Here is a 12614-nt window from a genome sequence, read left to right as displayed (position 1 = left end):
GACCTAACTCGCGCGGGTGGGTGTGAATCCCAAAAGCAATTTGGACGTTTGTTCATTTAATATTCGATATGAATTAGTGACAATTCCGTGTTGTGTCGGGTTATGATTCGCCGCGAATCGGAGGGCTTCTCGCGGCTCATTTGCGCAGGTGGGAGAGCGCCGGGAGCGCTTCGAGGGTTCGAATACCTATTCGGTCGGAGAGCCACTCGTGGCAGTCACAGAACGGAAATGACAGCCTTATGAAGTTCACGAAGCTTGCCGCAACGTCGGCATTGGTGATCGCCGCAATGGGCGTCGGTGCGGGCACGTCGTACGCCGCACCTGCGCAGGATGCGGTCGGGTACGAGGCACACATCGATGGCCGCTCGGTCGTTACTGTCCTCGACGCCGGCGGATTCCACGTGACGTCCGACGGAAAATTCGTCGAGATCAAGAACGACGCCGGCACCGTCCTGCAGGCGCTGCCGCTGTCGTACCGGATCGGCGATCGCGAGTTCTCGATCGCACCCGTGATCGAGGGCCGGCAGTTGGCCCTCACTCCCGAGACCGATCCGGCGAAGTCCACGCCGGTCGATGTCGCGGGTCCGGCACTGCCGCCGATGCCGATCGACCTCTCGATGCTCGACAAGTTGGTCGAGGGCGTCGACTCCGCGGTCACCGTCGGCACCATCGTTGGAACGCTTGTCGGGGCTGTAGCAGGCTGCGCGATCGGTGGAGCGCCGCTGGCGCTGACTGGGCTCGGAATTCCAGCCAGCGTTCTTACGTGCCTCGGTGGAGCGGCTGCCGCCGCTCCGGTCGGCGGAATGATCGGCACGATCCTCGCCGCCGGGCCCGTCCTCGCCTACAACGGATGGCAGGTGTTCCAGACGATGAACCCCGCACCGGCGCCGGCGGCGTGACCTGACGCACCGGGACAGAGGAGAAGGAGCCCACTTCCGTGAGGAAGTGGGCTCCTTCTCTATGTGCGTTCGGACGGGCTAGGACGTCCGGATGCGGAGGCCGGGGTTGTCGCGGAGGATCGCGTTGATCGGGGTGGCGAACAGTTCCGGGGTCTGGCCCATGACGGAGCTGACGAAGCCCGCGACCTCGCACAGGCCGTACTCGCCGACGGTCGACGCGCTCGAGATGCCGAGGGCGAGGGTGCCGGTGAGGATGGTGCCGCCGCTGTCACCCTGGAGTGCGCAGAGGTTGGTGGCGAACCCGCCGGCGAGCATGCGGGCACCGACCTTGACGTTCTGGTTGGTTTCGGTGACGACCCCGCAGTTGAAGCCCGAGGTGTTGCCGGCCTTGCAGACGGGCGCGCCGACGACCGGGTCGGCGGTGCCGGTGATGGCGACCGGGGCCGCTCCGGGAACCCGCACGCCGTTGTTCTCGAACCGCTGCGCGGATTCGGGGGTGGGGCGGATCACCGAGTAGTCGAGGCGGTCGAGGCTGGTCTTCTCGAAGGTTCCGATCATGGGCCCGGCCGAACCACCCGCCGACGCATACGCCGTCGACGCGTCCGCCGTTCCGGCGACGTCGCGGCTGGGGTCGCAGTGTCCGGCGCTGATGTTGACGGGTGCACCGTTGCGGTCGATCGCGTTGAATCCGAGCGAGCAACGCAGCCCGATGCCGCCGCCGGCCGCCACATACGGGTCGCCGCCGAGGAAGGCGTCGGGCGCGTACTGGCCAGCGGCCGGACCCGGTGCCGGCGGCTGCAGCGAACCGAGTGCGGGACCGAGCGCGACCCGTGCAGCACCCTGCAGGAACGGGGGCAGGAGGTCGAACAGGTCGCCTGCGGCGTCATCGGCGCGCAGCACCAGGGTGTTGCCGGCGATGTCCACAGTGATACCGCGCACCAGATCGGCGATCTCCCGCGGCAGCGTGTCGATCCACTTGCTCAGCGCGGCGCGGTCGGACTGCAGTTGGATCTCGCTGCGGTCGACGTCCCTGCTCGTGAACCCGGCCTGCTCGACGGCTGCCCGCGCGGCGTCGCGGCCCTCGCCGGCGAGCCCGACGATCGGAGTGCCGGACGGGTCGATCCACGCGCCCGCGAACGCGTCGGGGAACTCGTAGCGGGCGAGCGCGGCGAACTCCGCGAGCTTCTGCCCGAGCTCGGACCGTTCGAGGTACTGATCCGGGGTGAGCTGCAGATCTCGCTGCAGCGCGTCGACGAGTTCGATCGGGAGATGCGCCGCCTGATCCGATACGCCCGACGTGGACGACGATTCGGCTGGATCGGCCTGGGCGGCCGCGGTTGCGGGGCCGAGGAGTAGGAGCGCGGCAGAACCGAACACCGCGGCGCGACGTGCGAGCGAGCTTCGCATGTGGGCCTTTCTATTGTGTGCCCTGCGCGCAGGATCCAGACGCGCGCAGAGATGAGCGCCCGGTGTCAGTGGATGCCCCCGAGCCGCGTACGACTATATGGGTTCGGTACTGCCGTGCCCACACGATCTGCGTAATTCGTGGGTGGGTCGTTCGTCAGTGGTCGGCGGCGCCGGTGCGCACGGACAGCCCCGCGCCGAGACCTCCGCCCGAGGACGCATTCGCCGAGTCGAGCACGTTCCGAATCGGAATCCCGAGGTTCGATGTGCCGCCGTCGAATGCGAGGACGAGGTTGGCCTCGGCGCAGTTCGGGGCGTCGGTGCTGTTGGATCCGCTCGTGATGCCCAGTGCGAGCGTGCCGGTGACGATTGCGCCGCCGCTGTCACCCGCGAGTGTGCAGGCGGTGCCGGCGAAGCCGCGCACGATCCGACTGTCGTTGGTATCTGTCACCAGTTCGGCCTGGACGTGGTCGGCCGAGACGACGCCGCACGTGAACGACGACGTCTGCCCGGACTTGCAGATCGGCGCGCCCACGACGGGGACGGCTGTGCCGGTCACGGTGAGGGTGCTGCCGCCGGCGCCGCGGACGACCGGGCGGTCGAGTCCGGCCTTGACGCCGGCGTCGTTGATGCGGATCAGGGAGTAGTCGAGTGCGTCCGCGTTCCCGACCTCGGAGCGCGCGAAGTCGCCTACCCGAAGGCTGTCCTTCATGTTCGCGCGGTTCGGCAGGTACACGCCCGCTCCGGCGCCCGGTGCCGGGTCGCAGTGGCCTGCGCTGATGTTGATCGCGTTGCCGTTCCGGTCGACACCGTTGAATCCGAAGGAGCAGACCCCGATTTCGCCCGGCCCCGCGTTCGCGAGCGGCCCGGAAGATGTCACGTAGGTGTCGCCACCCATCGGTGCGCGCTCGACCGGAACGGGTCCGAATGCCTTGAGTTGGACCTTGACGTTCGCGATGTGGGTCGGCAGGTCGAGGGCCCGCCCGGCGGGGCTGTTCGCGATGTCGACGACGATCTGGTTGTTCAGGACGTCGATCGACGCGGCACCGATCTGCGACGCGATCTCGCGGGGCAGATCCGAGACCCACCGGTTGAAGTCGGCGAGGGAACTCTCGAGTCCCTCTGCGGAGACGGGTGCCAGGCGTGTGCGATAGCCGTCGCGCGCTGCGATCTGCGCCGCCTCGGTCGTGGTGACGGCGACGATGGGGTGGCCGTCGAGTCCCATCCATGCGCCCGCGAAGTCGTGGGGGCGCTCGGCGCGGAAGTCCTCGGCATACGAACCGAGTTCCTGCGCGCGGGCGGCGCGGTCCAGGTACTCCTGCGGGCTGATCTTCAGGTCTCGTGTGATCGCCTCGGCCAGTTCGGCGGGCAGTTCGTCGGCCGACAACTGTGTCACCGAGGACGTGGGGGAGGTCTCGGGGGCGGCCTGCGCGGCCGCGGTGAAGGGTCCGAGGAGCAGTAGCGCAGACGATCCTGCGACGGCGACGCGGCGGGCCAACGAATGGACTGCGGCGCGCGGCGCCAGCGAGGTACGCATTGAATTCCTTCGGGGTCTTCGGGATCAGCCACCAACAATAGGGCAAGTTGCGGTGGGAGCGCCCGGGAACAAAGTCCCGAAGTTCACGATCCCGACGACTCGGAGACTCCGTGGCCGAGTGCACGCAACATCGACAGCAGCTCCGAGCGGGAGTGGGCCCCGAGCCGCCGCCGGATCCGCGCCACGTGGTGTTCCACAGTCTTGGGGGCGATGTAGAGGCGCGCCCCGATCTCGCGGTGGGTCAGCCCCAGCAGCAGCAGTTCGGCCACGTCGGCCTCGCGATCGGTGAGGGCACCGGTGGCGGGCTCGGGGGTGCTCGGCTCGGCGCCGACGGGTGGCGCCGCCGACGCGTCCCGGAGCGACCGGGCCACCTGCAGCAGCGTCGTCGCCCCCCGGGTGTCCGAGACCCGCAGCGCGGCTTCGCCCGCCAGCCGTGCGCCGTCCCACGGCAGCCCGATCCGCTCGAGCGCCCGCGCCGCGGATTCGACCTCCGCCGCCTCTGCCTCTTCGCGGAGCACGCGGAGCCAGACGCGCCCTGCCGCCGCGAGTCCCGCGGCGTACGAACTCACCTCGGCCGACGCGGCGAGGGCCCGCGCGTGCGGCAGCAGCTTCGCCGGGTTCTCGCCGAGAATCGCGGCCTGCACGCCGTACCAGTGCAGCGACGCTCCCCACAGTGCGGGCTCTCCGAGGCGGGCCAGTAGTTCCTGTGCTTGTTCGACGAGGTGCGTGATGCGCGGCTCGTCGCCGAGTCGTACTGCCGCGAGCCAGAGTTCACCGAGCGGCAGAAGGCTCAACAGGTCCACCGAGTATCCCGCCACGACCGGCTGGGCGTCGGCCCACTGACGTTGCAGCGCACCGAGATCGCCGTGTCGCCGGGCGAGTCCCACTCGGAGTCCGTGGACGAACAGGGCCTCCCGATGGTGCAGGGGCCGGTCGGTCGGCAGCGTGTCGACGAGCGCGGCGGCACCGGCGAGATCGCCTCCGACCATCGCCGCCCACGCGGCCAGCACACGATGCCGGAGTTGGGTGACACTGCCCGGCGGATCGGACTCCAGGGCCCGACCGAGTACGGACTCCGCGTGTGCGAGTTCGCCGGAGTGCAGGCACAGCAGGGCGGTGACCGCGGTCGCGCTGTCGGGCAGCAGTCGGGTGTGCGCGCTGGTGGACAGCAGCGACATCGCGCGGGTCAACGAGTTCATCGCGACCGCACCGGAACCCGCGATCGACTGCGCGAGCCCCTCCGCGACCAGGGCGATGCCCGCGGCTCCTGACGTGGGCGGACCCTGCGACCCGACGGCGAGGGCGGCGGCGGCCGCGTCGGGTCGCCCGGCCGCGAGGAGCACCGCCGCGGAGACCGCGGTGTCGGCGCCGACGCGCGTCGGCCCCAACCATTCGTAGAGGTCGGCGCTGCGGCCGATCGCACCACGGTAGGCGGCGACGCTGGCGGAGATGCGAACGGCAGCGGTCAGTTCCGGAGGATCGAGGGAATCGGCGCGGGTCAGCAGCGAGTCCGCGATCCGTTCCGCGGTGTCGAGGTCTCCGCTCAGGGCACTGACCTCGCAGTGGCGCACCGCGAGGCGGCCGGCGTCGGCGCCGGCTCTGACGGCGGCGGTGTACAGGTCGGCCGCCGCGGTCGGCTCCGCGGCATCGGCACAGGTGCACACGAACTCGGCCAGTCGTGGATCCTCCAGCCCGGCCTCGACGAGGGCCACGGCGGTCTCCGCGTCCAGCGTCCCGGCGTCCAGTCGGGTGGCGAGCAGACGCAGCTGCAGATCGCGCACCCGGGTGACCCCGGTCGCGATGGCGACGTGTGGGCGCACGAAGGGCAGTACGGAGCCGGCCCGGGTGACGAAGGCGCTCGCTCGGATGCGGTCGGCAAGGTCCTGTCCCCGCCGCGGATCGACCTCGAGGGCGGTGCCGATGTCGCTCGCGTCGATCCCGGAACTGTACGAACACAGGGCAAGTGCGGCGAGCATTTCGGCATCGAGGTGGCGCAGTGTGGTCTGCAGGTGTGTGGCCGCTGCGGCGCGGACGACGTCGTCGTCGCCCGGGGCGGTTGCCGCGGCGGACAACCCGGCGTCGACGCCCGCGAGCACGCCGCCTGTCGAATCGTCCAGCGTCCGGGTGAGCGTCGGGGTGGGCGAGATGCCTCGCCGTCGGGCGCGTTCGGAGATCTCGAACGTGGTCAGTGCGCGCAGGTCGACCACCGCGCCGAGGGACTGCACAGCCGTGACGAGCGAGCGCAGGATCGGGTCGTGGGGGCGCGGTTCGGTCGCGACGACGATGGTGCGGTCGCCGCGTCGCACGAGCTCGAGCAGGGCGGCGCGCTCGTCGTCGGGCAGCATGTGCGCACCGTCGAGCAGTAATGCGCCGCTGTGAAGTTCGGCTGCGGCCACGGTGGCGTGCACGTCACCGCCGCGGGTGTCCAGCAGTGTTCGGGCTGCGGCGAGGAGGAGCGACTTTCCGCTGCCCGAGTTGCCTCGGAGCAGGACGCAGCCGGGAGCCGCGACATCGACGGCGTCGAGGAATTCGCGGGCGCCGGGGACACCCGCGACGAGGTCGTCCGGCGCCGTGTCGACGGCCTGTACGGTCCGCATCGACTACTTTCCGATCAGTGCGCCGGTCAACGGATCGACGACCGCTCCGACGAGGCCGCCCACGCCGGTCCCGATGCCGGTCACGGCAGCGCCGAGTCCTTGTCCGATTCCATTGGCCGCCTTGGCGAATCCCTCGCCCACCTCGCCGGGGGTGGGGGCGTTGATTCCGGGATTCGGCGGGACGAATTCGGGAGCGGGGGGTGTGTAGGCGGGCGGAGCCGCGGTGTCTCCGGTGCCGATGTCTTCCGCAGCGGGGGTTCCCGGTGCAGCCGCCGGTGAGTTAGGGGCCGAGGACCGGGAGGCGGGCTGCCCGTCGGTGGCGCCGCCGACGACGCCGGCTCGATTCGCACTGGCGGTTGCCGTTGTCGCACCGCCGTTCCCGCCGCCGATGGCGCTGACGGTCGATACCTCCGATGGGGTTCCGCCGTTCGCCACGCCGTCCGCTGTCAGGGCGCCACCGTTCGGCATGGACGCCGGTGCGCCCGGGGTGGACGTCACCACTGGCGTCGGCGACGTGTTCGCCGCCGTGCCGATCGACAGGCCGCCGGCGGTGAGGATTCCCACCGCGGCTGCCGCCGACGCGATGATCGCGATGCGCCGTCGGGTGCTCGATCCGTTGGGGGCGGAGTGCATTCGCGACGGGAAGCTCGCCGTGACGGGTGCGCGGTAGACGCCGTCGGCGGCACGATTGTCCCGGTCCACGGGGGTCGGAACGGTTGCGGCACCCGACGACGCGGTGTCGCCTGCCAGATACGCGGCACCGATCGCCGCGGTGAGCGCGGGGACCGGGGCGGCGACCACGGTGAGCCCCAGCTCGGACGACACGAGTTCCGCCGCCAGCGGGATCGCGCCACCGCCACCCGCGAGCAGGACGTGGGTGACGTCGGAGACCTCGATCTCGGCCGAGCGGAGGGCCTCCCGGATCAGCTCGACCGAACTCGACAGGGGTCGGCGGATCAGATCCTCGAGCTCGGACCGGACGAGTCGTACGTCGGTCGTGACGCCGGGCAGGGCGACCGGGATGGCCGTCTCGGTGTCGGTGGACAGCTTTTCCTTGGCCGTGGCGCAGTCGGCCCGTAGCACCGACAGGGCGGCGATGGTCGCGGGGTCGAAGGGGTCGAGGTCGCCCGTCTTGTCCGCGATCGCGTCGAGCACGTAGCGGGTGATCAGCTGGTCGAAGTGGGCGCCGCTGAAGTCTTCCGAGCGGAGCGGCTTGCCGAGGATCGCCGACTCGGCGCCGGTGCGCACCACCGTGATGTCGAGCGCGGAGGCGCCCAGGTCGAAGACGACGATCACTCCGTCGTCCGGGCGCCCACGTGAGGCTTCGAGCCACCGCGCGCAGGCTGCGGCCTCCGAGACCAGTCCGGCCGTGGACAGCCCCGAACGGTCGAGCGCCGATTCGAGGGCCCGGACGGTGTACTTACTCCATGCCGTCGGATGGGTGACCACCACCGTCGCGGGGGTTTCCGGCGCGGCCAGGCACGCCACGGCGGATGCGAAGAGATCCGCCCCGGCATGGATGCGGCCGGCATCGTCGAGCAGCCCGACCGGGTCGCCGACCCGCTCGACGAAACCCGACAGATGTGCTCGTCCGGCGTCGTCGCCCGGCTCCGGGAACACGGCCGTTCCGTCCGACAACAGGTGCAGGATCGTCGGTCGGGACGACGTGACGGCGTCCGCCTCATCGGTGAAGGTTCCGTCCGCTGTGATCGATGCAGTGCCCGAATTGGTCGTTCCGACAGCAATTCCGAGCACGGCGCCCATGCGCTTCTCCCATACGTTCGGGGCGGATTGCGGCACCGCCGGTGGTATGGCGATTGTCGGCGCGAGCACGACGATCGTTACGGGAACCCCGCGATCTCGCCCCAGGTCGAGGGCGATCCCCCTAATCGTCCACAATCCCCTAGGGTGGGCTGTTCGAATCCCCCTGTCCGCGTTCGGGGGGATGCGCCCCGTTCCCGTTCGTCTCCCGGATTCGTAGCGTGTTAACCAATCTCGCCGCAGTGTCCGTTCCGGAACCGCGGTGGCCGGCCTACCGACCGTCAGGAGTTACCTCATGGCCAGCAACGCAGTTCTCGACTTCATCCTCCGGCTTCTCCGCGACGAGGACGCCGCCGCCGCCTACTGCGCGAACCCCCAGGCCGCGCTCAGTGCGGCGGGACTCGGCGATGTGTGCCACGCCGACATCGTCGCCGTCGCCCCGATGGCGGCCGAGTCCGGTCTGTTCGGCAGTGCGGGCGCCGATCTGGGTGCGATCCTGGCGGCCGGAACGGGCGCGGCGGGCTCGCTCGGCGCGGCCGCCGGCGGCGGACTAGGCCCGGGAGGTGGTCTGGGTCTGGGTGGTGGCGCGGGCCTCGGTCTCGGCGCCGGTGCGGGACTGGGCCTCGGCGCGGCGGTGGGCGGCGGATTCGCCGGTGACCTCGACCTCGGCGGCGACCTGGTGGCGGCGCTGGGTGCCGCCCTTGCCGTCGGCGGATCGATCGGCGCGCAGCTCGGTGCGGCTCTCGGCGCCGCGTTGGAAGCCGCCGTCGGCCTCGGTGGCGGGCTGGGCGGCGGTCTGGACCTCGGCAGCCTGACGAATGTCGGCGGCTCGCTGGATCTGGGTGGTGCGCTGGCGGCCGCTCTGAATGGGGCGCTCGGTGGCGTCGTGGATGTGAACGGGTCGCTGGTGACCGACCTCGGTGCGGCCCTGGGTGCCGCGCTCGAGGGCGTGACCAGCTTCGATCTCGGCGGACTCCTGTCGGTGGACGGCGGGTTGAGCGCCGCGCTGGAGAGTGCTTTCGCGATCGGCGGCGAGCTCGGTGGGGAGCTGGGTGCCGCCCTCGGCGGACTCTTCGGTGCGGCAATCGAGGCCGGTGCCGAGCTCGGTGGGGGGCTCGGTGCCGGCTTCGAGAGCGCGCTCGAGGCGGCGCTGTCGCTCGGCGGCAGCCTGGGCGGCGCACTGGACGGTGACATCGCCGGCCAGTTGGGCGCGGCGCTGAGCGGACTGCTCGAGTCGGCCCTGTCGATCGGGGGATCCGTCGGCGGCGACCTGGGAGCGGCCCTGGGCGGGGCGCTGGAACTCGGCGGCGCGCTGGATATCGCGAGCGCCCTGAATCTCGACAGCTTCCTCGATCTCGGCGCGTCGCTCGGCAGCGTGATCGGTGGCTCGCTGGGCGTGGAGGGTGCGCTGACCGCGGACCTCGGTGCCGCGCTGGGCGCCGCGCTGGCCGGTGCCGGCAGCGTGGACCTCGGTGGTCCGCTCGAGGTCGGCGGCGGCCTGACGGCGGCGCTCGAGAGTGCCTTCGGGATCGGTGGATCGATCGGTGCCGACCTGGGTGCCGCCCTCGGCGGGGCCCTCGACGGTGGACTCGGAAGCGGCATCGACCTCGGCAGCCTGATCGGGTCCGGTGGGGACCTGGGTGCCGCGATCAGCGGGGCCCTGGGCGGTGCGCTCGACGTCGACGGTGCCCTCACCGCGGCGCTCGGGACCGCGCTCAACAGTGCCCTGGCCCTCGGCGGCAGCCTGGAAATCGGCGCCGAGGCGGACCTCGGTGGGCTGCTCGAGGGCGCGTTCGGTGTCGGCGGCTCGGCGGGCGCCGATCTCGGTGCAGCGCTCGGTGGTCTGCTCGGCGGTGGGCTCGAGTCGGGCGGCTCGCTCGAGGGTTTGCTGGGTGCCGGAAGCTCGGCCGGTGGCGATCTGGGTGCGGACCTCGGAGCTGGGCTCGGTGCCGGCCTCGGGGGTGACCTGGGGGCGAGCCTGTCGGGCGCGCTCGGATCGGTTTCGGATCTGGGTGAGCAGGTCGGTTCCGGTCTCGGCGCCACGGGACAGATCGACGGCGGCTTCGGCTCGACCGGTAACGCCGACGGTGGACTCGGTGCCGGTCTTGCCGGCGCCTCCGACATCGCGGGCAATCTCACGACGGACCTCGACTCGGCACTGCAGGGCGCGCTCGACGCGGCCGGCAGCCTCACCGGTGGTCTGTCCGAAGCGGTGACGGGCAATGCGTGGTCGTCGATCGACACCGACGCGTTCGGCTCGGCCCACTCGGATGCCGGACTGTTCGCGAACGGTGTCGGTGAGGTGGAGGGCCAGGCGGGCTCCGTCGCCGATCCGACACCCGCGCACGTCGATCTCGGAGACCATCTGCTGCCGTGACGCCCGGACACGACCTGTAACGAACGGGGCCCCGTACGCGCTAATGCGAACGGGGCCCCGGTTCGTATCCAGCGGAGCGGCGGATCAGTCAGCGCGTGCACAGCGGTGCGGGCGTAGGTCGGAACACAGAAGCGGGGCAGCGAAACCCATGGACAACGCGACCTCGGACACGGCGGAATCGGCGAAGTCGCCGACGCGGAACCGCGCGGTGCCGGCGCACGAGGCCGCGCTGACGGCACTGCTGGACCGCACCACCGGGATCGCGGCGGCCGCGGGCCGGACGGATCTGGTGGATCGTCTGGACCTGGTACGCACGCGGGTGGTCGACCCCCGGTTCCGCGTCGTGGTGGTGGGACAGCTCAAACAGGGCAAGAGCCAGTTCGTCAACTCGCTGCTCAACCTCGCGGTGTGCTCGGTGGGGGACGACGAGACCACCGCGGTACCGACGGTCGTGCAGAACTCCGAGCGGGCCTTCGCCGAGCTTGTCGTGGCCGAGCCCGGTGGCGAGCCGCGGCGGGTCGAGGTTCCACTCGCGGAACTGGATTCGGTCGGTCCGTCGACTCCGCGCGCGGAGGGACGTGAGGTGCTGCGTCTCGAGGTCAACGTGCCGAGCCCGCTGCTGGCGGACGGTCTGGTGTTCGTCGACACCCCCGGCGTCGGTGGGCACGGAAATCCGCACGCGGCAGCCACTCTGGGACTGTTGCCGGCCGCCGACGCGGTTCTCGTACTCTCCGACGCGAGCCAGGAGTTCACCGAGCCGGAGCTCGCGTTCCTGCGCCAGGTGACCGGGCTGTGTCCCGCGGTCGCGTGCCTGATCACCAAGACTGATCTGTATCCGCACTGGCGGCGGATCGTCGACGCCGACCGAGCGCACCTGCAGCGCGCGGGCATCGACGTCCCGCTGGTGCCGATCTCGTCGGTGCTGCGTTCGCACGCCCTGCGCCTCGACGACCGATCCCTGCACGGCGAGTCCGGCTTCGACGCCCTGTACGCGTTCCTGCGGGGGCGGGTGATCGAGCACGCCGAGGGCGGGTTGCGTCGCGCGGTGTCTCACGACGTCCACTCCGTGGTCGAGCACCTCATGCTCGCACTCGGCAGCGAGCTTGCCGCGCTGCGTGATCCGGCGAAGGGCGCGGCCGCGGTGGCCGAACTGCAGCGAGCCAAGACGGCCACCGAGGAGCTGCACAAGAAGACGTCGCGATGGCAGCAGACCCTCGCCGACGGGATCGCGGATCTGGCGTCGGATATCGACCACGACCTGCGGGACCGGCTGCGGCAGGTGACCCGTGAGGCCGAACGTGCGGTCGACGAGGGCGATCCCGGCAAGGAGTGGGGCGAGCTGGGCGAGTGGCTCGAGGAGCAGATCGCGCAGTCGGTGGGCGACAACTTCGTGTGGGCGCACGACCGTGCCCTGTGGCTCGCGGAGGTGGTGGCCGAGCACTTCGCGGACGCGGGTGCGGTGGAGATGCCGCAGCTCGACGTCGCCGATCTCGACGGTGTGCTCGAACCGGTGGTCGCGCTGTCGGACCTCGAGTCGGGCCGGATCGGCATCACCCAGAAGGTGCTGGTCGGAATGCGCGGATCGTACGGTGGCGTACTGATGTTCGGCCTCATCACGACGCTGATGGGGATGACGCTGCTCAACCCCATCTCGGTGGGTGCCGGAGTTCTGCTCGGCACCAAGGCATATCGCGACGACCGTGACGCCCGGGTCGTCAAGCGCCGCGCCGACGCGAAGGTGGCGATCCGACGGTTCACCGACGACGTCAGCTTCCAGGTGGGTAAGGAGTCGAAGGATCGGCTCCGGCTGATCCAGCGGTTGCTGCGTGACCACTTCACGGCGATCGCGGAGCAGACGCTGCGGTCGCTCGGTGATTCGTTGCGCGCGGCACAGGACGCGGACACCGTCGAGTCGACCGAGCGGGCCGGCCGCGCCGCCGAGGTGGAGCGGCAGATGCAGGTGCTCGCCGAGCTGAAGGATCGTGCGGCACAGTTGCTTCCCGTCGAGGCCGGGGTGGACGAGGAGGTGCCGGCGTGAC

Annotated in this window: 7 protein-coding genes; 3 read left to right on the top strand and 4 right to left on the bottom strand. The window is 70.8% G+C overall.

The window, feature by feature from the left end; genetic code table 11:
- The first annotated feature begins 239 nt into the window (after positions 1 to 239).
- Positions 240 to 899 (top strand): hypothetical protein, encoded by a 660-nt coding sequence (locus HUN07_RS22965; RefSeq protein WP_114721498.1) that lies wholly within the window; start codon positions 240 to 242, stop codon positions 897 to 899.
- Positions 900 to 977: 78 nt separating this feature from the next.
- Here the strand turns inward: HUN07_RS22965 and HUN07_RS22960 are convergent, their stop codons facing one another.
- From HUN07_RS22960 to HUN07_RS22945, 4 genes are all read right to left on the bottom strand, one after another.
- A complete protein-coding gene (locus HUN07_RS22960) occupies positions 978 to 2306 on the bottom strand; it encodes a S1 family peptidase (protein WP_114721500.1) in 1329 nt (442 codons plus the stop codon).
- Between the two features lie 154 nt (positions 2307 to 2460).
- The gene (locus tag HUN07_RS22955) at positions 2461 to 3840 is read right to left on the bottom strand and encodes a S1 family peptidase (protein WP_114721502.1); all 1380 of its coding nucleotides are present in this window, start codon (positions 3838 to 3840) and stop codon (positions 2461 to 2463) included.
- Positions 3841 to 3923: 83 nt separating this feature from the next.
- Positions 3924 to 6437, bottom strand: a complete 2514-nt coding sequence (locus HUN07_RS22950; protein ID WP_174913102.1) for a LuxR C-terminal-related transcriptional regulator — start codon at positions 6435 to 6437, stop codon at positions 3924 to 3926.
- Positions 6438 to 6440: 3 nt separating this feature from the next.
- Positions 6441 to 8201, bottom strand: a complete 1761-nt coding sequence (locus tag HUN07_RS22945; protein WP_174913100.1) for an Hsp70 family protein — start codon at positions 8199 to 8201, stop codon at positions 6441 to 6443.
- A 292-nt stretch (positions 8202 to 8493) separates the two neighbouring features.
- On the opposite strand from HUN07_RS22945, the gene HUN07_RS27315 reads away from it, so the two are divergent.
- Both HUN07_RS27315 and HUN07_RS22935 read left to right on the top strand, forming a co-directional pair.
- Positions 8494 to 10575, top strand: coding sequence for an IniB N-terminal domain-containing protein (locus tag HUN07_RS27315; protein WP_174913098.1), 2082 nt, complete (start codon positions 8494 to 8496; stop codon positions 10573 to 10575).
- Positions 10576 to 10723: 148 nt separating this feature from the next.
- Entirely contained in the window at positions 10724 to 12613 is a 1890-nt protein-coding gene (locus HUN07_RS22935) for a dynamin family protein (protein WP_174913097.1), read from the top strand.
- Position 12614: the final 1 nt, after the last annotated feature.

This window comes from Rhodococcus sp. W8901, assembly GCF_013348805.1.
Taxonomy (GTDB): Bacteria; Actinomycetota; Actinomycetes; order Mycobacteriales; family Mycobacteriaceae; genus Prescottella.
The sequence above is the reverse complement of the archived record's forward strand: the minus strand, read 5'-3'. Positions and strand labels throughout refer to the sequence as shown.